The organism is Azospirillum sp. B510 (assembly GCF_000010725.1).
Lineage (GTDB): Bacteria > Pseudomonadota > Alphaproteobacteria > Azospirillales > Azospirillaceae > Azospirillum > Azospirillum lipoferum_B.
Genome location: NC_013854.1, coordinates 3,241,604 through 3,265,759 on the forward strand (window position 1 = coordinate 3,241,604; position 24,156 = coordinate 3,265,759).

27 protein-coding genes and 1 tRNA gene are annotated in these 24,156 nt (G+C 69.2%); 14 read left to right on the forward strand and 14 right to left on the reverse strand.

Going from position 1 to position 24,156, the window contains the following annotated elements; genetic code table 11:
* Positions 1-98: 98 nt before the first annotated feature.
* Entirely contained in the window at positions 99-1,631 is a 1,533-nt protein-coding gene (locus AZL_RS15065; RefSeq protein ID WP_012975360.1) for a YifB family Mg chelatase-like AAA ATPase, read from the reverse strand.
* Positions 1,632-1,861: 230 nt separating this feature from the next.
* On the opposite strand from AZL_RS15065, the gene AZL_RS15070 reads away from it, so the two are divergent.
* The 7 genes from AZL_RS15070 (at position 1,862) to AZL_RS15100 (ending at position 7,356) form a co-directional block, all read left to right on the forward strand.
* Positions 1,862-3,118, forward strand: a complete 1,257-nt coding sequence (locus tag AZL_RS15070; protein WP_012975361.1) for an OmpP1/FadL family transporter — start codon at positions 1,862-1,864, stop codon at positions 3,116-3,118.
* 120 nt (positions 3,119-3,238) lie between these two features.
* Complete coding sequence (locus tag AZL_RS15075; RefSeq protein ID WP_012975362.1) at positions 3,239-3,655, forward strand: YeeE/YedE family protein; 417 nt, start codon at positions 3,239-3,241, stop codon at positions 3,653-3,655.
* Between the two features lie 10 nt (positions 3,656-3,665).
* Positions 3,666-4,094: a DUF6691 family protein gene (locus AZL_RS15080; protein ID WP_012975363.1), complete on the forward strand. Its 429-nt coding sequence runs from the start codon at positions 3,666-3,668 to the stop codon at positions 4,092-4,094.
* Between the two features lie 118 nt (positions 4,095-4,212).
* Positions 4,213-4,959: a creatininase family protein gene (locus AZL_RS15085; RefSeq protein WP_012975364.1), complete on the forward strand. Its 747-nt coding sequence runs from the start codon at positions 4,213-4,215 to the stop codon at positions 4,957-4,959.
* 151 nt (positions 4,960-5,110) lie between these two features.
* Entirely contained in the window at positions 5,111-6,151 is a 1,041-nt protein-coding gene (gene hrcA, locus AZL_RS15090; protein ID WP_012975365.1) for a heat-inducible transcriptional repressor HrcA, read from the forward strand.
* Positions 6,152-6,202: 51 nt separating this feature from the next.
* Positions 6,203-6,820 carry a nucleotide exchange factor GrpE gene (gene grpE / locus AZL_RS15095; protein WP_012975366.1) on the forward strand — a complete coding sequence of 206 codons (618 nt, stop codon included), beginning with the start codon at positions 6,203-6,205 and terminating at the stop codon, positions 6,818-6,820.
* A 170-nt stretch (positions 6,821-6,990) separates the two neighbouring features.
* Entirely contained in the window at positions 6,991-7,356 is a 366-nt protein-coding gene (locus AZL_RS15100) for a response regulator (protein ID WP_012975367.1), read from the forward strand.
* Between the two features lie 7 nt (positions 7,357-7,363).
* Here the strand turns inward: AZL_RS15100 and AZL_RS15105 are convergent, their stop codons facing one another.
* From AZL_RS15105 to AZL_RS15130, 6 genes are all read right to left on the reverse strand, one after another.
* The gene (locus AZL_RS15105; protein ID WP_012975368.1) at positions 7,364-8,248 is read right to left on the reverse strand and encodes a DUF1848 domain-containing protein; all 885 of its coding nucleotides are present in this window, start codon (positions 8,246-8,248) and stop codon (positions 7,364-7,366) included.
* 78 nt (positions 8,249-8,326) lie between these two features.
* Positions 8,327-8,884, reverse strand: coding sequence for a NifU family protein (locus tag AZL_RS15110; protein ID WP_012975369.1), 558 nt, complete (start codon positions 8,882-8,884; stop codon positions 8,327-8,329).
* Positions 8,885-9,081: 197 nt separating this feature from the next.
* Positions 9,082-9,591, reverse strand: coding sequence for a universal stress protein (locus AZL_RS15115; RefSeq protein WP_012975370.1), 510 nt, complete (start codon positions 9,589-9,591; stop codon positions 9,082-9,084).
* A gap of 19 nt (positions 9,592-9,610) precedes the next feature.
* Complete coding sequence (locus AZL_RS15120) at positions 9,611-10,393, reverse strand: TIGR02186 family protein (RefSeq protein ID WP_012975371.1); 783 nt, start codon at positions 10,391-10,393, stop codon at positions 9,611-9,613.
* A gap of 13 nt (positions 10,394-10,406) precedes the next feature.
* Positions 10,407-11,324: a sulfite exporter TauE/SafE family protein gene (locus tag AZL_RS15125; protein ID WP_012975372.1), complete on the reverse strand. Its 918-nt coding sequence runs from the start codon at positions 11,322-11,324 to the stop codon at positions 10,407-10,409.
* 108 nt (positions 11,325-11,432) lie between these two features.
* A complete protein-coding gene (locus AZL_RS15130; protein ID WP_042443285.1) occupies positions 11,433-11,963 on the reverse strand; it encodes a hypothetical protein in 531 nt (176 codons plus the stop codon).
* 109 nt (positions 11,964-12,072) lie between these two features.
* Between AZL_RS15130 and AZL_RS15135 the strand changes: the two genes are divergently transcribed.
* On the forward strand, positions 12,073-12,555 hold the full coding sequence (locus tag AZL_RS15135; protein WP_247894231.1) for a hypothetical protein: 483 nt from the start codon (positions 12,073-12,075) through the stop codon (positions 12,553-12,555).
* Between the two features lie 74 nt (positions 12,556-12,629).
* Here the strand turns inward: AZL_RS15135 and AZL_RS15140 are convergent, their stop codons facing one another.
* On the reverse strand, positions 12,630-13,637 hold the full coding sequence (locus tag AZL_RS15140; protein WP_012975375.1) for an adenosine kinase: 1,008 nt from the start codon (positions 13,635-13,637) through the stop codon (positions 12,630-12,632).
* Between the two features lie 201 nt (positions 13,638-13,838).
* Between AZL_RS15140 and AZL_RS15145 the strand changes: the two genes are divergently transcribed.
* Entirely contained in the window at positions 13,839-14,534 is a 696-nt protein-coding gene (locus AZL_RS15145) for an EI24 domain-containing protein (protein ID WP_012975376.1), read from the forward strand.
* A gap of 108 nt (positions 14,535-14,642) precedes the next feature.
* On the forward strand, positions 14,643-15,500 hold the full coding sequence (locus AZL_RS15150; protein WP_042443287.1) for a bactofilin family protein: 858 nt from the start codon (positions 14,643-14,645) through the stop codon (positions 15,498-15,500).
* 132 nt (positions 15,501-15,632) lie between these two features.
* Here the strand turns inward: AZL_RS15150 and nth are convergent, their stop codons facing one another.
* Positions 15,633-16,268 (reverse strand): endonuclease III, encoded by a 636-nt coding sequence (gene nth, locus AZL_RS15155; protein WP_042443920.1) that lies wholly within the window; start codon positions 16,266-16,268, stop codon positions 15,633-15,635.
* A 306-nt stretch (positions 16,269-16,574) separates the two neighbouring features.
* Here nth and AZL_RS15160 point away from each other — a divergent pair, with 306 nt between their 5' ends.
* Positions 16,575-17,039, forward strand: coding sequence for a hypothetical protein (locus AZL_RS15160; protein WP_148219341.1), 465 nt, complete (start codon positions 16,575-16,577; stop codon positions 17,037-17,039).
* A gap of 53 nt (positions 17,040-17,092) precedes the next feature.
* Positions 17,093-17,728 carry a DUF2244 domain-containing protein gene (locus tag AZL_RS15165; protein WP_086935375.1) on the forward strand — a complete coding sequence of 212 codons (636 nt, stop codon included), beginning with the start codon at positions 17,093-17,095 and terminating at the stop codon, positions 17,726-17,728.
* A gap of 11 nt (positions 17,729-17,739) precedes the next feature.
* On the opposite strand, the gene AZL_RS15170 is transcribed toward AZL_RS15165, so the two are convergent.
* Both AZL_RS15170 and AZL_RS15175 read right to left on the reverse strand, forming a co-directional pair.
* Positions 17,740-18,216: a low affinity iron permease family protein gene (locus AZL_RS15170; RefSeq protein WP_012975381.1), complete on the reverse strand. Its 477-nt coding sequence runs from the start codon at positions 18,214-18,216 to the stop codon at positions 17,740-17,742.
* Between the two features lie 113 nt (positions 18,217-18,329).
* Positions 18,330-20,705 carry a mechanosensitive ion channel domain-containing protein gene (locus AZL_RS15175; RefSeq protein WP_012975382.1) on the reverse strand — a complete coding sequence of 792 codons (2,376 nt, stop codon included), beginning with the start codon at positions 20,703-20,705 and terminating at the stop codon, positions 18,330-18,332.
* A 242-nt stretch (positions 20,706-20,947) separates the two neighbouring features.
* On the opposite strand from AZL_RS15175, the gene AZL_RS15180 reads away from it, so the two are divergent.
* Together AZL_RS15180 and AZL_RS15185 are read left to right on the forward strand one after the other, a co-directional pair.
* Positions 20,948-21,691 (forward strand): sulfite oxidase-like oxidoreductase, encoded by a 744-nt coding sequence (locus tag AZL_RS15180; RefSeq protein WP_247894232.1) that lies wholly within the window; start codon positions 20,948-20,950, stop codon positions 21,689-21,691.
* Between the two features lie 70 nt (positions 21,692-21,761).
* A tRNA-Arg gene (locus AZL_RS15185) sits at positions 21,762-21,838 on the forward strand.
* Between the two features lie 38 nt (positions 21,839-21,876).
* On the opposite strand, the gene ybaK is transcribed toward AZL_RS15185, so the two are convergent.
* The 3 genes from ybaK to apaG all read right to left on the reverse strand — a co-directional run bounded on the left by ybaK (position 21,877) and on the right by apaG (position 23,868).
* Positions 21,877-22,359, reverse strand: coding sequence for a Cys-tRNA(Pro) deacylase (gene ybaK / locus AZL_RS15190; RefSeq protein ID WP_173380484.1), 483 nt, complete (start codon positions 22,357-22,359; stop codon positions 21,877-21,879).
* Positions 22,360-22,453: 94 nt separating this feature from the next.
* Complete coding sequence (gene folE, locus AZL_RS15195) at positions 22,454-23,089, reverse strand: GTP cyclohydrolase I FolE (RefSeq protein ID WP_012975385.1); 636 nt, start codon at positions 23,087-23,089, stop codon at positions 22,454-22,456.
* A gap of 386 nt (positions 23,090-23,475) precedes the next feature.
* Complete coding sequence (apaG, locus tag AZL_RS15200; protein WP_012975386.1) at positions 23,476-23,868, reverse strand: Co2+/Mg2+ efflux protein ApaG; 393 nt, start codon at positions 23,866-23,868, stop codon at positions 23,476-23,478.
* Between the last annotated feature and the right edge of the window lie 288 nt (positions 23,869-24,156).

Below are 24,156 nucleotides of genomic sequence, written 5' to 3' on the forward strand. Positions count from 1 at the left end.
GCCCCGCCCTCGCCAAGGCTTCGCCGCGGTCCCTTTCCCTCCCCCGCCGCACAGGGGAGGTCAGGTCGGGGAGATGACCGCGACGGGAACCAGCTCTCTCACCGCCCCGGCGCGATCCGCCGGTAGCTCAGCGCCTCGGCGATGTGGCGGCGCCTGACCCCCTCCACCCCGTCCAGATCGGCCAGCGTCCGCCCCACCCGCATCACCCGGTGATAGCCGCGGGCCGACAGCTTCAGCCGCTCCGCCGCTTCGGTCAACAGGGCGCGGCCGGGACCGTCGGGCGAGGCCACCCTCTCCAGCAGTTCGCCGTCGGCCTCGGCATTCGTCCGCACCGCCCGGCCAGCCGGGTAGGGACCGAAGCCGCCATAGCGTTCGGCCTGGACGGCGCGGGCGACGGCGACGCGGGCGGCGATGTCGGCACTGCCCTCCGCCGGCGGCGGCAGGCTGAGATCGGCGGGGCTGACCGCCGGCACATCGATATGCAGGTCGATGCGGTCGAACAGCGGCCCGCTGATCTTCGATTGATAGTCGGCGGCGCATTTCGGCGCGCGGGCGCAGGCGAGCGAGGCATCGTCGAGATGGCCGCAACGGCAGGGATTCATCGCCGCCACCAGTTGCACGCGGGCCGGATAGGTCACATGGTGGTTGGCGCGGCTGACCACCGCCTTGCCGGTCTCCAGCGGCTGGCGCAGCGCCTCCAGCAGCGCGCGGGGGAATTCCGGCAGCTCGTCGAGGAAGAGAACGCCCTGATGCGCCAGGGAGATCTCGCCCGGCCTGGCCCGCGTGCCGCCGCCGACCAGCGCCGGCAGGCTGGCCGACTGGTGCGGGGCGCGATAGGGGCGCTGGCGCAGCAGGCGCCCCTCCTCCAGCAGACCGCCGACGCTGTGGATCATCGACACCTCCAGCGCCTCCGCCGGGTCGAGCGGCGGCAGCAGGCCCGGCAGGCGGGCGGCCAGCATCGACTTGCCGGATCCGGGCGGGCCGATCATCAACAGATTGTGCGATCCGGCGGCTGCGACCTCCAGCGCCCGCTTGGCGGTCTCGTTGCCCTTCACGTCGCGCAGGTCGGGCGGCGGCGCGTCCCGTTCCTGCATCCGCGGCTTGGGCGGGGTCAGCACCTGGGTGCCCTTGAAATGGTTGATCAGCGCCAGCAGGTTGGCCGGCGCCAGCACGTCCAGATCGGGACCGGCCCAGGCCGCCTCCCCGCCGCAAGCGGCCGGACAGATCAGCCCGCGGTCGTTGGCCAGCGCATCGATGGCGGCGGGCAGCACGCCGGCCACCGGGGTCAGGGCGCCGTCCAGCGCCAGCTCCCCCAGCGCGACATAGCGGGCGATCTCCGCGTCGGGCAGCACGCCCATCACCGTCAAGAGGCCGAGCGCGATCGGCAGGTCGAAATGGCTGCCTTCCTTCAACACGTCGGCGGGGGCGAGATTGACGGTGATGCGCTTGGCCGGCAGCGCCAGCCCCAGCGCATGCAGGGCGGCACGAACCCGCTCCCGGCTTTCGCCGACCGCCTTGTCGGGCAGGCCGACGACGGTGAAGGCGACGATTCCCCCGGACATCTGGACCTGGACGTCGATCCCCAGCACCTCGATGCCCTGGAACGCGACGGTGTTGATGCGGGCGACCAAGGCGGACCCTCGTTGTGCAACCTCTTTGACTGCGAATGTATGACGGGAGTGGAACGGAACGGTCAATCCCATTTGGCGAGGATGGCCGCGACGGTTTTCATCCCAAGGTGTATTTCCGGGCTCGCATAGGGATTCCCGTTTTAAAATTCATTTATCTAGTAGAGTTATAGAATTTATGTGCATATCTTTATCGTATAAATTTTTAAAACACACAAAGGTTAGAGAGGCCCATGCGTCGTTTCCATCTTTCCGCCATCGCCGGGCTGGTGCTGGCCGCAAGCGTCCCGCACACCGCCGCCGCGACCGACGGCTATTTCACCCATGGGGTGGGAACCCAAGCCAAGGGCATGGCCGGGGCGGCCATCGCCTATCCCAAGGAGGCCCTGTCCATCGCCGTGAACCCGGCCAGCGCGACCGCGCTTGGCAACCGGTTCGATATCGGCGCCGAATATTTCCGCCCGACCCGCAGCAGCACGATCCGCGGCAACGGCTTCGGCCCCGACCAGAGCTTCGGCGGCAACGACAAGGGCGCGTTCTACATTCCGGATCTGGGATATGTCCGCCAGATCGACGACCGGCTGGCGGTCGGGCTGGCGGTCTACGGCAATGGCGGCATGAATACCGACTACCGCGACAATCCCTATGCCCGGTTCGGGGCGACCGGAAAGGCGGGCGTCGATCTTCAGCAGCTGTTCCTGTCGCCGACCGTCGCCTACCGGATCGCCGAGGGCCACAGCCTCGGCATCGCGCTGAACATCGTCAACACGCGCTTCAAGGCCCAGGGCATCGGCGCCTTCGCCCGCTTGTCGGAACAGCCCTCGGCGGTGTCGAACAAGGACCGCGACGATGCCTGGGGCGCCGGGCTGCGGATCGGCTGGCTGGGCCAGCTCACCCCCTGGCTGTCGGTCGGCGCCTCCTGGCAATCGAAGAGCCATGGCGGCAGCTTGCGGAAATACCGGGGCCTGTTCGCCGACCAGGGGGATTTCGACGTTCCCGCCGCCTATGGCGTCGGCATCGCGGTGAAGGCGTCGGAGGCGCTCGACATCGCCGTCGATGTGCGGCGGATCGCCTACAGCGATGTCGGGGCGGTCGGCAACGACTTCCAGCGCCTGTTCACCGGCAAGGCCCTCGGCTCCGACGACGGCCCCGGCTTCGGCTGGAAGGACACCACCTCGATCAAGATCGGCGCGAATTACCGCATCGGGCCGGATTGGCAGGTCCGCGCCGGCTACGGCTACACCACCCAGCCGATCCCGCGCGGCCAGACCTTTCTGAACATCCTGGCGCCGGGCGCCATCCAGCACCAGATCACCGCCGGCGCGACCTGGAGCGCCACCAAGGACATCGATGTCAGCGTCTATGGCCTGTACGGGCTGCCGGCGTCGGTCAAGGGCTCCGGCTCCATTCCCGGCGCGTTCGGCGGAGGCGAGGCCAACATCCGGCTGAGCGAGGTCGCGCTGGGCGGCGGACTAGCCTGGCGGTTCTGACCCCCGCATCCCCGCATCGTCACCAAACGCCTTTATATTAGAAAGTATTTATGCAAGAAAGGCGAGCCATGACGATGCGGGGGCGGCTACAACCGCCGGAACTGGAACCGAGAGGATGCGATGGCGGGTACGATAGCTGGTGCGATCGAGGCGTTGGCCGGTGGCGCGCTGATCGGCGCGGCGGCGGCGGGGTTGCTGCTGGTGAATGGGCGGATCGCCGGGATCAGCGGCATCCTGGCGCGCGCGGTTCGTCCGGGGGCGGCCCCCTGGCAATGGGCCTTCGTCGCCGGCCTGCTCGCCGCCGGGCTGGCCGCCCGTCTGTGGGGGATCGAACCGGCGCCGGCCTTCGCGCTGCTGCCGCTGCCGCTGCTGATCGCCGCCGGTCTGCTCGTCGGCATCGGCACCCGCATCGGCTCGGGCTGCACCAGCGGGCATGGCGTCTGCGGGCTGGCCAACCTGTCGCCGCGCTCGCTGGTCGCCACGCTGACCTTCATGGCCGTCGCCGCCGCGACGGTCTTCGTCACCCGCCATCTGTAGGAGAGCGGCCATGCGCAGCCTCACCGCCATCCTCTTCGGCTTCGTCTTCGGGCTTGGGCTGATCATCGCCGGAATGACCGATCCGGCGCGGGTCCTGGCCTTTCTCGATGTCGCCGGCGCCTGGGATCCGACCCTGGCCTTCGTCATGACCGGCGCCATCGCCGTCGCCGCCCCGGCCTTCGCCATCGCCCGCCGCAAACCGGTCGCGGCGCTGGGCGACCCCATCGCCCTGCCCGACCGCCGGCACATCGATGGCCGTCTGGTCGGCGGGGCCGCCCTGTTCGGGCTGGGCTGGGGGCTGGCCGGCATCTGCCCCGGCCCGGCCCTGGTGCTGCTGGGCAATGACGGGCTGTCGGCCCTGCTGTTCGTGGCGGCCCTGCTCGCCGGCGGCGGCATCGCCGATGTCCTGCTGAGGCTTCCGCACCGGCAGCGGACCTGAGCCCGCCACACCGCGTAAGCGTCCGTCGCATGGCTCCCGCCACGCCGGACGGGGTTGGTGAAGAAAATCCGCCGGCTTATGTTGGTTTGACCAATCACCCCGGCGGGAAGAGGCACGCGTGCAACTGCATCTCAGCACCTGGAGCGAGGTCGAGTCCTATCTGAAGACCTCCAAGGGCATCATCATGCCGATCGGCTCGACCGAGCAGCATGGGCCGAACGGACTGGTCGGCACCGACGCCATCTGCGCCGAGGTGATCGCGCGGGGCGTCGGCGACGCCACCGGCGCGCTGGTCGGCCCGACGATCCCGGTCGGCATGGCGGTCCATCACATGGAATTCCCCGGCTCGATGACGCTGAAGCCGTCCACCCTGATCGCCGTGCTGCGCGACTATGTCGGCTCGCTGGTCGAACACGGGTTCGCGCGCTTCTTCTTCGTCAACGGCCATGGCGGCAACATCGCCACCATCCGCGCCGCCTTCTACGAGATCCATGCGGAGAACCGGGCGCAGCGCGGCCGCGAGGCGCCGGACCTGCGCTGCGCCCTGGTGAACTGGTGGGAGAATGCCGAGGTCGGCCGGCTGTCGCGCGAGCTGTACCAGGGCAAGGAGGGGTCGCACGCCACCCCCAGCGAGGTGGCGCTGACCCAATACGCCTATCCCGACTCGATCAAGACCGTGGCGATGGAGCCGGAACAGGCGCCGGCCGGCGGCTTCCACGACGCCCGCGACTTCCGCCGCCGCTATCCCGACGGCCGCATCGGCTCCGCCCCCGGCCTCGCCCGGCCCGAGCATGGCCGGCGCCTGTACGAGGCGGCGGTCGGCGCCATCGCCGCCCAGTACCGCGGTTTCCTGACGGAAGAATAAGGGGCGGTCACGGCGCCGCGGAGCTTCTTCGCCCCGCAAGTTGATTCGGCGGTCGGACCTGCCTAAATTCGGACCGGTTGACGGACTTCCCCGTCCGCGACCGCCGAGCCCGAACGGAAGCACGACCGCCCTAGTCCATGATCAACGGCCCATGATCAACGAGCTGAACCAGCGATCGCGCGAGATCTTCCGGCTGATCGTCGACGCCTATGTCGCGTCGGGCGAGCCGGTCGGCTCGCGCACGATCTCGCGGCGGCTTGGCATGGCCCTGTCGCCCGCGACCATCCGCAACGTGATGGCCGACCTGGAGGAGCAGGGGCTGCTCTATGCCCCGCACACCTCGGCCGGCCGCATCCCGACCGACGCCGGCCTGCGCATGTTCGTCGACGGCCTGCTGGAGATCGGGTCGCTGACCGAGGACGAGCGCGCCTCGATCGAGGCGAAATGCTCCGCCTCCGGCCGCGCCTTCGCCGACGTGCTGGGCGAGGCGTCGACCATGCTGTCCGGCCTGTCGCACTGCGCCGGCCTGGTGGTGGCGCCCAAGACCGACCGGCCGCTGAAACACATCGAGTTCGTGTCGCTCGGCCCCGGCCGCGCCCTGGTCGTCCTGGTGAACGAGGACGGGCTGGTCGAGAACCGGGTGATCGAGGTGCCGCTGGGGGTTCCGACCTCCACCCTGCAAACGGTGTCGAACTTCCTCAGCGCCAAGCTCGCCGGCCGCACGCTGGACGAGGCCCGGCAGGAGGTCATGCAGGAGATCGAACAGCAGAAGACCCAGCTGGACGAGCTGTCGCGCAAGGTGGTCGCCGCCGGGCTGGCCACCTGGGCCGGCAGCGCCGGAGCCAACGCCGGCCAGCTGATCGTCCGCGGCCAGTCCCGCCTGCTGGAGGACGTCACGGCGCTCTCCGACCTGGAACGCGTGCGCGGCCTGTTCGAGGCGCTGGAGACCAAGGAGACGATGCTGCGCATGCTGGACGCCACCGGGCGCGGCGACGGCGTGCAGATCTTCATCGGCGCGGAGAATGTGCTGTTCAGCCATTCCGGCTGTTCGATGATCATCTCGCCCTTCCAGAACAGCCGCGAGCAGGTGATCGGCGCCATCGGCGTCATCGGCCCGACCCGCCTGAATTACGCCCGCATCATTCCGCTGGTGGATTACACCGCCAAGGTGGTCAGCCGGCTGATCGGCTGACCATCGCTCCCACCCCCCTCCGCCTTTGACCAAGCAAGAATTGAGAAAACCATGAGCGAAGAGCAGAACAAGCCCTCCGACGCCACGGCCGAGCCGACCGAGACCACCGCCGACACCGCCGCCGCCAGCCAGACGGATGCCGGCCAGGCGGGCTCCGGTTCTCCCGAGGACCGCGTCGCCAAGCTGGAGGCCGAAGTCGCCAGCCTGAAGGACCAGCTGCTGCGCGCCATGGCGGAGACGGAGAACACCCGCCGCCGCGCCCAGCGTGACCGCGAGGATGCCACCAAGTTCGCGGTGTCCAGCTTCGCCAAGGAACTGGTGTCGGTCGCCGACAATCTGCGCCGCGCGCTCGACGCCGTGCCGGCCGAAGGCCGCGAGCGGGACGAGATGCTGAAAGGCCTCGCCGTCGGTGTCGAGGCGACCGAACGCCAACTGTTCGCCGCCTTCGACCGCGCCGGCATCAAGAAGCTGGACCCGGCCGGCGAACCGTTCGACCCCAACTTCCATCAGGTGATGTTCGAGATCGAGAATACCGGCAAGGCGGCCGGCACCGTCGTCCAGGTGCTGCAACCCGGCTACACCATCCATGGCCGGCTGCTGCGCGAAGCGATGGTCGGCGTCGCCAAGGGCGGCGACGCCGGCGCGCAACATGTCGATACGAAGGCGTGACAGGTTGATTTCCAACAGCCCCCCGGTTCGACGGCGATGCCGCCGGGCCGGGGGGTTCCGTTATTCGAAATACGGGATACCAGAGGTTGACGGTCGGCGGTAAAGTGCCTAGGCCTGTCCCGTTGATTTCCCGGACCGATTTCCGGGCCGAGCAAGCGGAGCCGCCGACCATGCCCAAGAATGTCCTGACCGTCGACGATTCCAAGACCATCCGCGACATGGTCGGCTTCACGCTGAAAGGCGCCGGCTATGAGGTGGCGGAGGCGCCGGACGGGAATGCCGGTCTGGCCCTGGTCAACCAGCGCAGGTTCGACTGCATCATCACCGACCTGAACATGCCGGGCCTGGACGGGCTGGCCCTGACCCGCGCCATCCGCGCCTCGGCCACCAACCGCGCCACCCCGGTCCTGCTGCTGACCACCGAAGCCGACCCCACCAAGAAGACCGCCGGCCGCGAAGCCGGCGCCACCGGCTGGCTGGTGAAGCCCTTCAACCCGGAAAAGCTGGTCGAGACGGTGCGGAAGGTCTGTCCGTAAGGATGGTTCAGGAAGGCGCCACCCGCCGCGCTACCAGAAATTCCCCATCCGGGTCATGCGCGGCGAAACGCCGCTGCGCCGTCCCGCGATCGGCAACCGCGTAGCAATAGACGCAGCCGTGCGGGCAGCTGTCGTAATCGCCGATGTCGCGGCTTTCGGCGCACAGGCAACCGGGCCGGTTGCCCTTCTCCCGCGCGGCCACCGGATACCCCGCGACATCCGACAGCCGCAACGCATCGACGCAGCGGGCCGGCGCCGTGCCGGGGATGCCCACCAGCTCGGGCTGGGTGCAGAGCGTCAGCGCCATCCCCTCCCCCGCCGCGATCCCGGCCAACTCCGCCAGCAGCGCGCGTTTCTCCGCCGCCGCCGGATCGCGCCAGCCGATGCCGGCGGCGGCGAGGTTGCTCGCGGTCTTGCGGTAGGGCTGGAGAAAGGACACCACCACCTCGTCCGTCACCCCGCGCAGCGCCCGCGCGATCCGGGCGAAACTCCCGCGGTGCCAGTTCGGCGGCGTCGCGTCGGTCAGCAGGATGGGGTCGTAGCGCCAGACCGCGGCGCGCGGCCCCCAACGGTCGCGCACCCGCGCCAGATGACCGACCGCCGTCTCCCAGGCCGGGACCGAGCGCTCCAGCGCGGTCGGCAATCCGGTGACGCTGTACTGCGCGATGAAGGGAAAGCCCCGCTCCGCCACGCTGTCCAGCGCGCCGAGGAACGGCCCCAGATTCTTGGTCCAGAAGATGAACCCATCCACCGCCGGCCGGGTCAGGTCGATGCGATGGGTCTGGCCGCCGTAAGGATTGACCATCCGGCAATGGCCGGCGTCGAGGCGGTTCAGGAACCAGCGCCCGTAGAAGGCGGGGATGTCTGTCTTGTAGCTGGCGGAGATGATCATGCGAGCCAGCATGGGAATGCCGGCCCGCCACATCAAGGGCGGACCGGCATCGGCCCAATATAGCCCCAAAGGCGATCCTTACTGGACGGCGCGGACTTCGACCACTTCGGGAATGTAGTGGCGCAGCATGTTCTCGATGCCGTGCTTCAGCGTGGCGGTGGAGCTGGGGCAGCCGGAGCAGGCCCCCTTCATCGCCAGATAGACGACGCCGCGCTCGAAGCCCTGGAAGGTGATGTCGCCGCCATCCTGGGCGACCGACGGACGGACGCGGGTGTCCAGCAGCTCCTTGATCTGCTCGACGATCTCCTCGTCGTCGGCGCTCGCCGCCGCGGCATGGCCGTCGCCGCCCTCCTCCAGCAGGACCGGACGGTCGGCGGTGAAATGCTCCATGATGACGCCGAGGATCGACGGCTTCAGCAGGAACCAGTCACGGGCGTCGGTCTTGGTGATGGTGATGAAGTCGGCGCCGAGGAAGACGCCGACGACGCCCTCGATTTCGAACAGGCGCTGGGCGAGCGGCGAACGGGCGGCATCCTCGCGGCCGGTGAAGTCGGCGGTGCCGCGTCCGAGCACGTCACGCCCCGGCAGGAACTTGAGAGTCGCCGGGTTGGGCGTCTGCTCGGTCTGAATGAACATGGTCTGGTCCTCCATCGGCGGCGGAATGGAACCGCCGGCGCGCCCGGGATTGGGCCGCGGCACGATTGGGGGAAATCTGGGCCGAAACGCCGGACGGATCAAGGACCCGGACTGTGTGGGTATTCGGCATCCGGCATGCGCCGGCCCTATCCTTACCTGCGTGCCGGAGCCCAGAGTCCGTCTGAACCGATCGCACTCTAGGTGATCGCGTCGAGCGCCTCGTTGCTGAGCCCGCCGGGGACGATGGTCAGCGGGATGCGCAGCCGCCCCAGCCCGCGCCCGGTGTAATAGGAGATCAGCGGGCCGGGGCCTTCCGGGTCGGTGCCGGCGGCCAGCACCAGGATGGAGATGCTCGGCTCCTCGCCGATCAGGGCCAGCACCTCCTCGGTGCGGTTGCCTTCGCGGACATAGAGCGCCGGCAGGGTGCCGGTCAGCTGGTTGACCTCGCGCGCCAGCTTCTGGAGCATCTGCTCGGCCTCGGCGCGCCGTTCCTCGCGGATCAGGTTCTCCACCGCCAGCCAGTGCTGCATCTCGCCCTTTTCCAGAACGGTCAGCAGCGCCACCTTGCCGCCCGACTTGCGGGCGCGCAGGCAGGCGTAGCGCAGCGCCACCTTCAGCTCCGGGCTGTCGTCGACCACCACCAGGAAGATGCGCACCGGCTTGGGCGGTTGCGCCCCGGAACCCGTGGACTGCGTCGCGTCGGTCATCTCGATCCCCTTCTCGGCCTTAGACCCGGCGGAATGCGGCGCCGGCCGCCCAGCCGGCCGCGATGGCGCCGATGACGGCGGCCACCCCGTAGGTGACCGGACGGTTGCGGGCGAAGTCGGAGACTTCGGCGCTGAACCCGATCTTGGACACCACCAGCGGCGTGGTCTGGGCGCTGACCACCTCGCCGTCACGAATCAGCAGGGCCTCGACATTGTACAGCCCGGTCGGGACATTGGCCGGGAAATAGATGTTGGTGCGGAACAGCCGTTCGCCCAGGAAGGCGACCTGTCCCACGGTGATGGCATAGAGGCCCTGGCGCTGCTTGTTGCGGATCAGCGCGCCGCGGTAGGCGGCGAGCTCGTCCGACGGCACCCCGGCGATCAGACCGGGATCGGCCGGCAGTTGCAGATAGGGCAGGCCCAGCTGGTGGCGTTCCAGCACCGGACGGCCGACCAGCTGGTCGAGCGGCCGGCTGACCGCCACCGTGTAGAAGCTGGGGACCTGGTCGAAGCGCAGGCTGTCGGTGTTCATCCACATGCCGGCCACCCGCTGCTTGCGGCGGACGGTGGCGGGCGCGCGCGGGCCGGTGACGACGATGGCGACGTCGCCCGCCCCATCGGTGGTGCCGAACAGCACGACCTCCGTCCCGGTGAAGCCGGTGGTGATGGCGATCAGATGGCTCGACAGGTCGGCGACCAGTTGCTGCGCCCACACCGTCGCCGCCACCAGGCCGCCCAGCAGCAGCCCGGTCAGCGCCGCCGCCCCCTGCGCCAGCCGGCGTTTCGTCCACAGGGGCATCATCCCAGCCCCCCGCTCATCTCAGCCCCATGGTCAGGGTGAACAGGTCGTCGGGACGGGAGAACAGATCCCAGGCCAGCTTCAGCGCCACCGCCACCACGATCAGCGCCAGCGCCAGCCGGGCGGTCTCGCCGCGCAGTCGCGACCCGGCCCGGGTGCCGAACTGGGCGCCGATCACGCCGCCGATCAGCAGCAGCAGCGCCAGCATGGCGTCGACCGTCTGGTTGGTGGCGGCCTGCAACAGGGTGGCCGCCGCGGTGGTGAAGATGATCTGGAACAGCGAGGTGCCGGCGACCAGACCGGCCGGCATGTTCAAGAGATAGATCATCGCCGGCACCAGGAGGAAGCCGCCGCCGATGCCCATGATCGCCACCAGCATGCCGCCGACCGCCCCGATCCCCGCCGGCAGCAGGGCGGAGATGTACAGCTTGGACCGCTGGAACCGCATCTTGAAGGGCAGGCCGTGCAGCCAGATATGGCGGTGCAGCTTGCCCCGCTTGGCCGTCGGCGCCCGCCGGCGCAGGATGGCGCGGCTGCTTTCCACCAGCATCATCCCGCCGATGGTGCCGAGGAAGAAGACGTAGGACAGGGTGATGGCGATGTCGATCTGACCCAGCCGTTGCAGGATGCCGAAGACCCAGACGCCGACCGCCGTGCCGAGCACGCCGCCGCCCAGCATCACCACCCCCAGCTTGACGTCGACATTGCCGCGCCGCCAGTGGGCCAGCACGCCGGACACGCTGGCGGCGACCAGCTGGTTGGCCTGGGTGCCGACGGCGATGGCGGGGGGAACGCCGATGAAGATCAGCAGCGGCGTCATCAGGAAGCCGCCGCCGACGCCGAACATCCCCGACAGGAAACCGACGAGCCAGCCCATGCCGAGCACCAGCAGCGCGTTGACCGACATCTCGGCAATCGGCAGGTAGACTTGCATGGGGGATTGTCTGTCGGGATGTTCGGGATGGGCGGCCGATCGGCAGCTTACCCGAGCCGGCGCGGTGGCGGAAGACCGCAACGCCGGGGTTGGGGACCGGGATGGTCCTCAGGACACCGGGGCGTGGAAGAAGACCTTGTAGCCGCCCTTGTGCGGAAAGACATGCTCGGCCTCCCGCCTCGCGGTGGACAGGTCCAGCGCATGCACCACCATCAGGTTGCCGTACCGCCATGCCGGGTTCACCGGCTTTCCGGCGGCGCGGGCGACGGCGGCGGCGTTGGTGTCGAACTGCGCCTCCGCCCGGAAACCGCGGCGGTTGCCGCCAGGGGTGCCGAGGATGTGCAGGAAAACCGGCGGCTCCTTGTCCAGCGTGTCGATCTGGCGCTGAAGATGGCTGATCCGCTGTTCGGCGGCGGACAGGCGGACCTTCGCCCGCTCCAGCCGGAAGGCGAGGTCGGCCAGCGCCTCGGTTTCCGCAAGCTTACGTTCCTTCAGCGGCAGCACCGACTGGCGCAGCCGGTCCAGCCCGGACACCCGCTCCCAGCTCCGCCGGATGCCGACCCAGCACAGATGGCACAGCACCGCCAGCGCCGCCACCAGCGGCACCGCCGAGTCGAGGATCGTCCGCACCACCTCCATCGCCACGCCGTTCCCTCTATGCCCTGCGCCCGCCCTTGTGGCACGCCCGTTGCTGCATCACGGGCGGAAGGCACTCAGCAAGGAACGTGCCGGAACGGAGGGGGAGGGGATGATGAGCACGCAGACGCCCTTGCTGCTCGTGCTGGAGATGGTGATCCTGATGGCCTGCCTCAGCTGGATCACCGTATCGGTGGTGCGGATCGGCAACCGGATCGCCGCCGTCCAGCGCCGCCGATGCCAGCTCCAGCACGGGCAGACCGAGCTGATCCTGACCACCGAATCGCTGCGGCGCGACCTGCGCCGGAACGAGATCGAGCTGCGCCAGACGGAGGAGGCCATCTCGGTGCGCAACGCCCAGGCGGCGGAGCTTCAAACCCGGCTGAACGATCTGCGCCGCCAGGGTCCGCGGGAATACACGCTGATGAATGAACGCTTCGGCGAGAAGGACAAGCTGTGGCTGCTGAGCGTGCCACGGCCGGACCGGCCCGAGCGCTGGGCGGTCGCCGCCCCCGACAGCGGCACGGCGATGGCGCTGCTGTGCGCCAGGATCACGGTGCCGGAACGGCCGGTGGTGGACGATCAATTGAATTGAGCAGCCGGACCGGCCGCAGTTGCAAAATGCGATGCGGCCGGCAATCTCCTCGCGATCTGATACGCAAATTGCGCTTAGGCGATTCCCTTGGCGGCGACCAGCTCGCGCAGGTTCACCTCGGGCCGGGCGCCGACATGGCTGATGATCTCCGCCGCGGCGACGGCGCCCAGACGGCCGCAGACCGCCGGGGACAGGCCGCGGGTGTGGCCGAACAGGAAGCCGGCGGCATAGAGGTCGCCGGCGCCGGTGGTGTCGACCACCCGCTCCACCGGCTCCGCCACCACCTCGACCACCTCGCCGGCCGACACGATGACGGCACCCTTCTCGCTGCGGGTCAGCGCCGCCGTCTTGCCCAGCCGCTTCACCGCCGCCAGCGCGTCCTCGAAGCGGTCGGTGCCATAGAGGGCGCCAATCTCATGCTCGTTGGCGAACAGGATGTCGACATGGCGTTCCACCAGATCGACGAACTCGGCATGGTGGCGGTGGACGCAGAAGCTGTCGGACAGCGACAGCGACACCTTGCGGCCGGCGGCATGCGCGATCTCGGCCGCCTTGCGGAAGGCCGCCTTGGCGCGGGGCGGATCCCACAGGTAGCCTTCGAGATAGGTCACCTGCGACCCGGCGATCAGCGCCTCGTCGATGTCCTCCGGACCCAGCTCGACGCAGGCGCCGAGATAGGTGTTCATTGAACGCTGGGCGTCCGGCGTGACCAGGATCAGGCAGCGGGCGGTCGGCGCCCCGCCCACCAGGGGCGCGCTGTCGAAGGCGACGCCCGATGCCCGGATGTCGTGGCGGAACACGTCGCCCAGCTGGTCCCTGGCGACCTTGCCGATATAGGCGCCGCGGCCGCCCAGCATGGCGATGCCGGCCATGGTGTTCCCGGCCGAACCGCCGGAAACCTCGACGCCCGGCCCCATCCGGCCATACAGCTCCTCCGCGCGGGCGGCGTCGATCAGCGTCATCGCCCCCTTTTCGATGGTGTTGGCGGCGAGGAAGGCGTCGTCGGCGTGGGCGATCACGTCCACGATGGCGTTGCCGATGCCGGTGACGTCGTAGGCGGCATCATGTGTGGACGGGGCCATGGGCTCTCCTGACGGGTCGAACGGGGAAGGCGAAAGTGCGGCGCGAGTATACGCGCCGCCGCCGACACCACAAGCGCGGGGCCCGAGGGTGCGGTGACCGGAGAGGTGAATTACCGCGGCCGGGACTGGAACCCGGCGCCCGGCCACCGTAGATATGCGGGCGGCCGTTCCCCCTTCCCTCCACCGCCTCACGGACCGCCGATGATCCGCGCCCTCGTGCTTGCCTTCACCCAGCTGTCCGACCCGCGCGTGCGCCGGGTGGTGTGGATCGGGGTGTTCGTCTCGCTGCTCGCCTATGCCCTGCTGGCCGGCGGCGCGTGGTGGGCGCTGTCGGTGACGCCGCTGACCGGCTATGGCTGGGTCGACGCCACCATCGACGTGATGGGCGGGCTGGGGGTGCTGGTGCTCGCCTGGCTGCTGTTCCCGGCCACCGTCGGCACGGTGTCGAGCTTCTTCCTGGACGAGGTGCTGGAACGGGTGGAGGCGCGGCATTATCCCTTCCTGCCCGCCCCGCGCCGGGCCGGCTGGCTGGAGGAGCTGGCGACGGCGCTGCGCTTCCTGCTGCTGGTGCTGGCGGTCAACCTGCTGGCGCTGCCGGTCTACCTGTTCGCCCCCGGCCTGAACCTGATCATCTTCTACACCGTCAACGGCTATCTGCTGGGACGGGAATATTTCGAGATGGTCGCCCATCGGCGGATGGACCGCGCCATGGCGCGGGCGATGCGGCAGGCCAGACCGCTGAAACCTTTTTTGGCCGGCGTCGTCATCGCCTTTCTTTCCACCATCCCCTTCGTCAATTTGCTGGTCCCGGTCGTCGCCAGCGCCTTCATGGTTCATGTCCTACAGTCCATGTCGGCGCCCCTTGCGGCGGGCCGGACGACCGTGATACGCCGCTAGGCGGCACGGCCGACCGCCGTCGCCTGCCCGGCGGCGCGCTTCCGGCACCGGGCCTCTCGACTTCCAGGCCATCCCGCCACCCGTATGTCCAGATTGGGGGAACCGCTCATGCTGTTCGGACGCAAGACACCGCCCGCCGCGCCCAAGGCCGACAGCCCCGCCCCGCCGCAGCCGGCCATCCGTCCGCAGACCCCCGGCGACGCCGGCGCCGTCTCGTCGCCGCTCGCCTCGCTCAACGCCCCCGTCCCGGGGGGGCCGGCGGCCCCGGCCTCCGCCGTCGCGGCCGGAGCGGCCGCCCCCAGCATGGCCCATGCCCTGGCCGAGCACGTCTCTCCGGCCTATCCCGACACGCCTTCCGCCTCGAAGGGACCCGACATGAACAGCATTCCCAAGCCCCCGGCCGCGCCGGCCATGCCCGGCGCCGGTTTCAAGACCGACGTGCCACGCCGGGTCGTCGACATGCCGGGCTCCGCCCCGCGCCAGCCGTCGATCCCCGTCGCCACCCCGGCGGCCCCCCTCGGCCAGGCAGCGGCCCAGGCGCCGGTCCAGGCCCCGGTTTCCCCGCCGGTTCCGGAACAGCGCCGCCTGACCGTGGGCCGCGACATCTCCCTGGCCGGCGAGATCGGCTCCTGCGACGTGCTGGTCGTCGAAGGCACGGTCGAGGCCAAGCTGCGCGAGGGCCGTCTGGTCGAGATCGCCGAAACCGGCCTGTTCAAGGGCTCGGTCGACATCGAGGAGGCCGACATCGCCGGCCGCTTCGAAGGCGACATCGCCGTCCGCGGCCGCCTGACCGTGCGGTCCGGCGGCAAGATCACCGGTTCGATCCGCTTCGGCGAACTGGCGGTCGAGGCCGGCGGCCAGTTGATCGGCGACATCCAGCTGTATGGCAGCAAGCCCGCCGCCGTTCAGGCTCCGGCGGCCGCCCCGGCCGCGGTGGCCCAGGTCCCGGCGGCCGAGACCGTCTGACCGGCGCTTCCGGCCGGCGCTCCCCGCCGGTAAGGAACGCAAGCGAACGCCCGGCTGGCTCCCGCCATGCCGGGCGTCCGCATTCCCGGAAGGACCAAGGGTCCCCGGCCACCGCTCAGGCCCAGCCGCCGCTCAGGCGATGATCTTGTCCTTGAAGCCGCAGAGATCGGCCACCGGGCAGACCGGGCAATCCGGCTTGCGCGCCTTGCAGACATAGCGGCCGTGCAGGATCAGCCAATGGTGGGCGTGGCGGCGGTAGAGCTTCGGCACCGTCTTCAACAGCTTCGCCTCCACCGCGTCCGGCGTCTTGCCGGGGGCCAGCCCGGTGCGGTTGCCGACGCGGAAGATGTGGGTGTCGACCGCGATGGTCTCCTCCCCGAAGGCGACGTTCAGGACGACATTGGCGGTCTTGCGGCCGACGCCGGGAAGCTGCTCCAGCGCCTCGCGGTCGCGCGGCACCTCGCCGCCATGGCGCTCGATCAGCAGTTCCGACAGGCGGATGACGTTCTTGGCCTTGGTGTTGAACAGGCCGATGGTCTTGATGTACCGGCGCAGCCCCTCCTCGCCCAGCGCCACCATCTGCCGGGGCGTGGTGACGATCTGGAACAGCGGGCCGGTGGCCTTGTTCACCCCGACATCGGTCGCCTGGGCCGACAGCACCACGGCGACCAGCAGCGTATAAGGATTGACGTATTCCAGCTCGCTCCGGGGCTCCGGATTGGCGGCGGACAGACGGCGGAAGAATTCCTGGACGGCGGCGGGCTTCATGACGGTCACCATAACCGCAACGGCCCAGCCTGCGCCAGAGGCCGGGCGCGCGAAGACGGCAGGATCGTAACATGACCCGCCAGCTCCCGGAGTTTCCGGGCAAACTGCGGCGTTGCGTCGCAAATTGCGACAAAATTTGGAATAAGTGACGGCAATACAACAGAATTGGTCGCAGGAATACCGCTTTCCCACCCATTCCGCAGTGGCGTATGATTTGCTCACTGCCAAGACACCGTTTGAATGCCTGTAATTGAACCACGGATGATCCTGGTCGTGGCGTTCGGATCGGATAAGGGTGTTTTCGATATGACCGCGTCTTATCTTGTGGAAGTAAAGGACTGGGGACTGCATGTCCGGTTGCAGGGCGCCCTGTCGATGGAGCAGCGCGACGCCGTGGCCCGTCAGGTGGAGCTGCAATGCGCCACCCTTGGCGCCCGTGGCACGCCATGGAGCGGCCTCGTCGAATTCGACCGTTTCCAGGTCGACGAGTTCCGGCCGGAGATCGTCATCGGCCTGATGAAGCTGGCAAGGCGCTGTGGCCAGATCCGCTGCGCGGTGGTGATGACCGACTGGCACTGGGCTTCGGTGATGGCGGAGACGTTGATCGCCGCCGGGGTCGACGATCAGGCGCGCATCTTCGTCCAGGCCGAGGTTCCCGACCCGATCGAGGATCTGGACGGCGGCCCTGCCGGCGATTTCGCCAAGCTGGACGGCGCGATGGCCTGGGTGCTGAACGGCGGCGTGCTGCCGATGGTGTCGAAGGCGGCATAACCCCGCCGTCCTCACGGTTTATTGCCGGGCGGCGCTGGGGTAGGATGGCGTCCATGCCCATCGACAGCAGTGGCCCCCAGCCCGGAGACGGTCCCACCCCCGCGAACGCCCACGGTGGAAACGCCCATGGTGGAAACGCCGAGGTCGGAAAAGCCGAGGTCGGAAACGAGCGCGGCGACAGCGGGTCGGTGCGCGTGTTCTTCGACGCCGTCCTCCACCCGCACCGCAGCCTGGGCCGCTCCGGCTTCCGGGTCGTTATGGCGGTGGTCGTGCTGATGAACCTGATCGTCGCCGGCATCTTCGTCGCGCATGGCGCCTGGCCGGTGGTGCCCTTTTGCGGGCTGGACGTGTTCGCGCTGTGGCTGGCCTTCCGCGTCAGCTATCGCTCCGCCCGTCACTATGAACGGGTGCGGCTGACCGAAACGGCGCTGACGGTCGAGCGGGTCCATTGGAAGACGCCGGAGCGCCGCTGGTCCTTCCATCCCCATTGGCTGCGGATCACCCACACCGAGCCCGCCGCGCATGACCGGCGTGGTCCGCCCGGGCAGGTCACGCTGAGTTCGCATGGCCGGTCGGTCGGGGTCGGCTCCTTCCTGTCGCCGGAGGAGCGCTCCACCTTCGCCCGCGCGCTGGGCGACGCGCTCACCGCCTGGCGCCGCCCGCCCTGCCCGCCGGCTCCCGCCGGATAACGCCGCTCCCCTCAGCGCCGATCCGCCGGTTTCGCCAACCCGCGTTCGTCCAGCTCCTCGTCCAACTCGCGCTCCACTTCGCGCTCCACCGCGCGCCCGACCTTCTCGTCGATGCGGTGGTCCAGGCATTCGGCCGTGCTGGCGAGGCGCTCGAAGCCGCGCTTCACCTTGGCCAGTTCGGTTTCCGGCCTGTCCTCCACGTCGATCATGCCGTTGCGGGCGGAACGGGTGGCGCGGATCAGCTCGTCCAGCTTCAGATGGATGGCCTGGGTGTCGCGGTTCTGGGCATTCTGGATGATGAACACCATCAGGAAGGTGACGATGGTGGTGCCGGTGTTGATCACCAGCTGCCAGGTGTCGGAGAAGTGGAACAGCGGTCCGGTCACGCCCCAGACCAGCACCACCGCGAAGGCGGTGACGAAGGCGCCCGGCCGGCCGGACTGGCGTTCCATCCAGCGGGCGAAACGGGAAAAGGCGTCGCTGAGCATTCTGATGCGGGCTCCCGGTCATCGGACGGACAAAGGGAAACGCCCGGCGAGGCCGGGCGGTTCCCTGTCCGTACGGTCCGGTGCCCGAAGCCCCGATGCCGGAGCCCCCGTCCTTACGACCCCTGGCTCAGCGCCTCCGCCAGCGCGCGGTCGGTCGGGTTCTGGCCGACGACCAGTTGCATCGACTGGGTCGGCATGGAAATGCCCAGCTCGTCGAACTTCTTCTTCAGCAGCCGGTTGAACTCGCGGGTCACGCCCCATTGGCGGGTCGGCCGCGTCTTGAACTGGGCCAGGACGATGATGCCGGTGTCGGACAGCTTGTCGACGCCCAGCACCTCCAGCGGGGTCAGGATGTCGGCGGCGAATTGCGGCTGGGCCTGCACCTCGGCGCCCGTCTCCTTCAGCACGGCGATGACGCGGTCGGGATCCTCGCGGTTGGACACCATGATGTTGAAGGCGGTGACCGAGAAGTCCTTGCTCATGTTCTTCACGGTGGTGACGGCGCTGAAGGGCACGGAATGGACGGCGCCCGCCCCGTCGCGCAGACGGATGGAGCGGATGGAGATCGCCTCCACCGTGCCGGAATGGCCGCCGCCGACATCCACCATGTCGCCGACCGAAACCGTGTCCTCGAACAGGATGAACAGGCCGGTGATGATGTCCTTGACCAGCGTCTGCGACCCGAAACCGATGGCCAGACCGACCACGCCGGCACCGGCCAGCAGCGGCGCGATGTTCACCCCCAGCTCCGACAGGGTGATCAGCGACACCATGGTCACCAGCAGGATCAGGAAGGCGTTGCGCAGCAGCGGCAGCAGCGTGCGCATGCGGGCGCTGCGTTCGATGCGGGTGCCGTTCCGGTCGGTGGCGCGCAGCAGATGCTCGATCAGGGCGCTCACCACCTCCCAGGCGATGACGGCGCCGGCCAGCAGCAGGCCGATGGAGACCACGCTGCCGACGACGCGGCGTCCGGCGGCGGATTCGACCAGCCCCAGCGTGTCGATGCCCCAGCCGTTCAACGCCGCACCCAGCGCCACCAGCCAGATGATGACCTTGCCGATGCGCTGGACGATGGGGAGATAGTGGAAGGCGCGGATGTGCAGCTGCGGCAGGTTGCCGGCAAGCTCGCGGTTCATGGTCAGGCCGCGGCGCAGCGCCCGGTTCAGCCCGGTCACCAGCAGACGCGCCGCCACGACGGCGACGATCGTCACCGCGGTGCCGCGGGCGAGATACTCGAAGCCGCCATAGACGTTCAGCACCCAGACGCCCAGCGTGACCACGACATAGAGGATGGCCAGCACATGCCAGATCTCGGCGAATCGGCGCCGCGCGCTGCGCAGGACGGCCCCCTGCCCCTCCGCCTCGCGCCGCGCGGTCGCCAGCGGGTCACCGTCGCCCGACAGCGGGTTGCCGCGCATCCAGTCGGCGACGCCAGCGCGGTTCTGTAGGATCAGCGCGATCAGCATGCCGGCGATCACCACCCCCAGCAGCTTCAGCAGCGCGCCATAGGCGCCGAGCGGCAGGCCCAGCACATAGGCCCCCTCCGCCATGAAATAGCCGTAGACCGCCACCGCGATCAGGCGGCGCGACCAGATGTAGCAGCGCCGCGCCCCGTTCTCGCTGGTGTGGACCAGCCGCAGGTTGGGGGCGTCGGGCGCGAACAGCATGCGCACCAGGATCAGCAGCGCCTGGAAGATGACGGTGGCGTTCACCGCCGCCAGCGCCGCCAGCCGCACGCGCGGCGCCGGCTCGCTCACCGACAGGATGGTGTAGGCGACGACGATGAAGCCGACGATCGGCGCCAGTTCCAGCAGCGCCCGGCCCAGCAGCATCGGGATGCGCAGCAGGGGGGAACCGACCGGACGGGCGGCCAGCGCCCGGCGCGGCCGGCCGAGCAGCCAGGCGATGCCGCGGGCGGCCACCGCGCCGATGCCGAGGATCAGCGCCAGCTGGATGCCGATCTGGACCCAGCGTTCGCGCGCCATGTCATCCTCAACCTGCCGCTGCACCCAGGAGAGCGCCCCCGGCAGGTCGGAGAAGATATTGGCGACCTGGACGAGCTGGCGGCTGACCACGTCCATCCGCGCCGCCAGGAAGGCCAGCGCGCGGGCGCCGATGGTCTGCGGCAGCGCTGATTCCCCCTCCGCCTGCTTGGCCTGGGCGAGGCCGCGCTGGGCGGTGATCAGGTTGCGCAGCTGGGTGACCAGCTGGCCGCGGGCGTCCTGGTTCTCCAGCGTGCCGACCAGCGCCTCCAGCTGCTGCACGGTCGCCTCGTCCACCACCACCGGAGCGGCGGCCTGACCGGCGGCGGCAGGGGCAGGGGTGGCGGCCGGCGCCGGAGAGGCGGCGGGAGCGGCGGCGGCGGCGGCCGGTCCCGCCGTCCCGGAGGCGAGCAGAGCCGCCAGCAGCAGGACGGCCAGGCCGCCGGACAGGAACAAACGCCAGGCGCGTGCGACCGGGTTTGCGGCGGGCGTTGCGGACCGGATCATCGGCAATTCACTCGGGTGGTCTCGGGAACGGGATCGGGGGGCGGGATGGGAAACAGGATCGGCGGGAACGGGCGAAGCCTTCGGCCGGCACCCTGGCGCACAAGTGTGGCTGAACCATGCCCGGTTTTGCGAAGTTAGTTCTCCGGCTTGCGCTTGCCAACCCGACTGTCTGTTCCTTTTTTAAGCGGGACCCATGCCGGAACAGCTGCCGGAACAGCCGGAAACACGGAAAAGGACGGACCATGAGCGACACATCCTCCAAAGCGGACGGTCCCGAAGCTGAGGGGCCCGAAGCGGACGGGCGGGCCGGGTTGGAACCGGATCAGGGGATCGGCCGGGACGGCGGCCTCCGCGACAAGCTGGTCGCCACCAAGGAGCAATGGGCGCGCGACGGCCGCGCGCTCACCGGGGTGACCGCCGACCCGGCGCGCGAGCGGCTGCCGCCCGGCCAGCGTCTGGTCACCGACTGGCCGGTGCTGGATCTCGGCATCACGCCGAAGGTGACGACCGCCAACTGGACGCTCTCGGTCGACGGGCTGGTCGAGAACCCGCTGTCCTGGAGCTGGGCGGATTTCCAGGCCCAGCCGCAGGAGAGCTTCGTCTCCGACATCCATTGCGTCACCACCTGGTCACGCTACGACAACCGGTGGGAGGGGATCAGCGCCCGCCGCCTGCTGGACTTGGCCCGGCCGAAGCCGGAGGCGCGCTTCGTCGTCTTCCATTCCTTCGACGGCTACACCACCAACGTCGCCCTGTCGGATTTCGACGATGACGGCGTGCTGCTCGCCACCAGCTGGGAGGGCCAGCCGATCAGCCGCGACCATGGCGGCCCGGTGCGCGTCGTGCTGCCCAAGCTGTATTTCTGGAAGAGCGCCAAGTGGGTGAAGCGGATCGAGCTGCTGGCCGGCGACCGCAAGGGCTATTGGGAGGTCCGCGGCTACAACAACCACGCCGACCCCTGGCTGGAGGAGCGCTATTCCGACTGAGGGTGAAGCGGCGCATCCGCCAAAAGCCCCTTTCACCTTGCCGGCGAAACCGTTAAGGTGCGGCGCAAGTGGCCCCGTAGCTCATCAGGATAGAGCGCGAGTTTCCTAAACTTGAGGCAGCAGGTTCGAGTCCTGCCGGGGTCACCACCAGCGCCCGCACCCTATTTCGGCACCTGACAGTCCGGTCAGTGCGCGACGATGGCGCAGACCGCCGCCTTCGTCGCCTTGGCCAGATCGGCTGGCGCCAGCACGATCTGCAAACCGCGCCGGCCGCCATTCACCACCATTTCCGGCAGCGCCTCGGCGCTCACGTCGATGAAGGTCGGCAGCGCCTTCTTCTGGCCCAGCGGGCTGATGCCGCCGACCAGGAAACCGGTGGTCTTCTCCGCCAGCGCCGGGTCGGCCAGATCGGCCTTCTTCGCCCTGGCCGCCGCGGCGATGGCCTTCAGGTCCAACTTGGCCGCGACCGGGATGACGGCGCAGGCCAGCGCCTTCGGCTCCAGCTGGACGATCAGGGTCTTGTAGACGATGGCCGGGTCGAGCCCGAGCGATTCGGCCGCATGCAGGCCGATGGCGTCGGCCGACGGGTCGTATTCATATTCCATCAGCCGGAAGGCGACACCCGCCGCCTTCGCCGCGTTGACCGCCGGTGTCACCTTCGCCGCCATGCTCCGCACCGCTCACTGGAAAAAGCGGCGGGAGCTTGGCAGGCGATACCGGGGGTGTAAAGCCCTCTCCCGCAGTCCGGGAAAGGGGGAAGGCTCACTCCCCGCCGCGCGAGGACGGGTTGCCGATCATCGTCAGGAATTCGCGGCGGGTCGACGGGTCGCTGCGGAAGGCGCCCAGCATGCGGCTGGTCACCATGGTCACGCCGGTCTTGTGGACGCCGCGGGTGGTCATGCACTGGTGCTGCGCCTCGATCACCACGGCCACGCCCTCGGGCTGCAACACCTCGTCGATGGTGTTGGCGATCTGCGCCGTCATCTTCTCCTGGATCTGCAAGCGCTTGCCATAGGCCTCGACCAGCCGGGCCAGCTTGGAGATGCCGACAACGCGGCGGCGCGGCAGATAGGCGACATGGGCCTTGCCGATGATCGGCACCATGTGGTGCTCGCAGTAGGATTCGACCCGGATGTCGCGCAGCACGACCATCTCGTCGTAGCCGTCGGTCTCCTCGAAGGTGCGCGACAGGATTTCGACCGGATCGATGCCATAGCCGGCGAAGAATTCATCATAGGAGCGGACGACGCGGTCCGGCGTGCCGACCAGCCCCTCGCGCGTCGGGTCGTCGCCGGCCCAGCGGATCAGGGTGCGCACGGCCTCCTCCGCCTCGGCGCGGGACGGGCGGGCGGCATCGGCGGTGGCATCCGGCCGCGACAGGCCGGGTCCGCGGAACACATTGTCGAGAACCGGGGGCTTGGCCGGGGTCTTGGTAGCCGTCACGGGAACATCCTTTCCATTACCGGGAAACGCCCTGCGCGAAACCGCCGTGGGCCACGCAACACGCCCATCGTGTCTGGCATCAGTACGGAACCGGAGCCTCGGCGGATCAACCGAACGGCCGACAAGACGACAGGACCCTCCGTCCACACGGAGGCATGACGCCCATCCCGTTTCCGTCGCCTGACACCCTTCGGAAACCCCCGGAAGGGTCGCCTCCTATGGCCTTCAATCTCGAGGACAAGGTAGGGCCGGCCATGCGGCTTGTCAAAGCCGCCTGTTGAATCTTTCCAATATTCACACGAATTCTATTGTATTATTTGCCCGCGTCCGGCTTTGCCGGTTCAGTTCAGGCGCATCGGCTGATGCGGGCTGTCGAGCGAGAAGGCGGGGATCGTCACGTCGAAGGCGCGGCCGTCCGCCCCTTCCATCCCATAGCTGCCGGCCATGATGCCCGACGGCGTGCCGAGCGGCGTGCCGCTGGTGTATTCGAAATGCTCCCCCGGTTCGAGCACCGGCTGTTCGCCGACGACGCCGGGTCCACGCACCTCCTGCACGCGGCCCATGGCATCGGTGATGCGCCAATGGCGGGTGCGCAGCTGCACCGTCTCCCTGCCCTCGTTCTCGATGCGGACGTGATAGGCCCAGACGAAGCGCCCCTCGGCCGGAGCCGACTGGTCCTCCAGGAACACGGGCTGGACGGTGACGCGGATGTCGCGGGTGACGGCGGTGTACATGGCGGAAAATCCGATGACCGGCCCGACGAACGGCACCGGCCGAAGACGGGCCGGCGGCTGAGGGTCCGGAGATGCGGTTCCGGGCGGCCGGGCGGCGCTGGCGTTCAGAATAAAGCCCCCCCTCCGCACTGTCCAGAACCGGGCCCGACAATCCCGCGGCGCCGCCGCGCGATGACCGCGCCGGGCCTGCCTTGAGCCCGCATCGAACTGGAGACAGTCATGCATTGGATCAGGGTCTTCCTGGTCTTGCGACGGGGGGGGGACGATGATATATGCGCAAGTCCCAGC

Excerpts from the sequence above, each read along its gene's own strand:
- AZL_RS15075 (WP_012975362.1), top strand. The coding sequence starts at position 3,239 with ATGGCGGGTACGATAGCTGGTGCGATCGAGGCGTTGGCCGGTGGCGCG.
- AZL_RS15110 (WP_012975369.1), bottom strand. The coding sequence starts at position 8,884 with ATGTTCATTCAGACCGAGCAGACGCCCAACCCGGCGACTCTCAAGTTC.
- AZL_RS15145 (WP_012975376.1), top strand. The coding sequence starts at position 13,839 with ATGATCCGCGCCCTCGTGCTTGCCTTCACCCAGCTGTCCGACCCGCGC.
- grpE (WP_012975366.1), top strand. The coding sequence starts at position 6,203 with ATGAGCGAAGAGCAGAACAAGCCCTCCGACGCCACGGCCGAGCCGACC.
- AZL_RS15130 (WP_042443285.1), bottom strand. The coding sequence starts at position 11,963 with ATGGAGGTGGTGCGGACGATCCTCGACTCGGCGGTGCCGCTGGTGGCG.
- AZL_RS15150 (WP_042443287.1), top strand. The coding sequence starts at position 14,643 with ATGCTGTTCGGACGCAAGACACCGCCCGCCGCGCCCAAGGCCGACAGC.
- AZL_RS15115 (WP_012975370.1), bottom strand. The coding sequence starts at position 9,591 with ATGACCGACGCGACGCAGTCCACGGGTTCCGGGGCGCAACCGCCCAAG.
- AZL_RS15140 (WP_012975375.1), bottom strand. The coding sequence starts at position 13,637 with ATGGCCCCGTCCACACATGATGCCGCCTACGACGTCACCGGCATCGGC.
- AZL_RS15070 (WP_012975361.1), top strand. The coding sequence starts at position 1,862 with ATGCGTCGTTTCCATCTTTCCGCCATCGCCGGGCTGGTGCTGGCCGCA.
- AZL_RS15165 (WP_086935375.1), top strand. The coding sequence starts at position 17,093 with ATGCCCATCGACAGCAGTGGCCCCCAGCCCGGAGACGGTCCCACCCCC.
- AZL_RS15135 (WP_247894231.1), top strand. The coding sequence starts at position 12,073 with ATGATGAGCACGCAGACGCCCTTGCTGCTCGTGCTGGAGATGGTGATC.
- AZL_RS15170 (WP_012975381.1), bottom strand. The coding sequence starts at position 18,216 with ATGCTCAGCGACGCCTTTTCCCGTTTCGCCCGCTGGATGGAACGCCAG.
- AZL_RS15080 (WP_012975363.1), top strand. The coding sequence starts at position 3,666 with ATGCGCAGCCTCACCGCCATCCTCTTCGGCTTCGTCTTCGGGCTTGGG.
- AZL_RS15105 (WP_012975368.1), bottom strand. The coding sequence starts at position 8,248 with ATGATCATCTCCGCCAGCTACAAGACAGACATCCCCGCCTTCTACGGG.
- AZL_RS15160 (WP_148219341.1), top strand. The coding sequence starts at position 16,575 with ATGACCGCGTCTTATCTTGTGGAAGTAAAGGACTGGGGACTGCATGTC.
- AZL_RS15125 (WP_012975372.1), bottom strand. The coding sequence starts at position 11,324 with ATGCAAGTCTACCTGCCGATTGCCGAGATGTCGGTCAACGCGCTGCTG.
- AZL_RS15100 (WP_012975367.1), top strand. The coding sequence starts at position 6,991 with ATGCCCAAGAATGTCCTGACCGTCGACGATTCCAAGACCATCCGCGAC.
- nth (WP_042443920.1), bottom strand. The coding sequence starts at position 16,268 with ATGAAGCCCGCCGCCGTCCAGGAATTCTTCCGCCGTCTGTCCGCCGCC.
- AZL_RS15120 (WP_012975371.1), bottom strand. The coding sequence starts at position 10,393 with ATGATGCCCCTGTGGACGAAACGCCGGCTGGCGCAGGGGGCGGCGGCG.
- ybaK (WP_173380484.1), bottom strand. The coding sequence starts at position 22,359 with ATGGCGGCGAAGGTGACACCGGCGGTCAACGCGGCGAAGGCGGCGGGT.
- AZL_RS15180 (WP_247894232.1), top strand. The coding sequence starts at position 20,948 with ATGAGCGACACATCCTCCAAAGCGGACGGTCCCGAAGCTGAGGGGCCC.
- AZL_RS15175 (WP_012975382.1), bottom strand. The coding sequence starts at position 20,705 with ATGATCCGGTCCGCAACGCCCGCCGCAAACCCGGTCGCACGCGCCTGG.
- hrcA (WP_012975365.1), top strand. The coding sequence starts at position 5,111 with ATGATCAACGAGCTGAACCAGCGATCGCGCGAGATCTTCCGGCTGATC.
- apaG (WP_012975386.1), bottom strand. The coding sequence starts at position 23,868 with ATGTACACCGCCGTCACCCGCGACATCCGCGTCACCGTCCAGCCCGTG.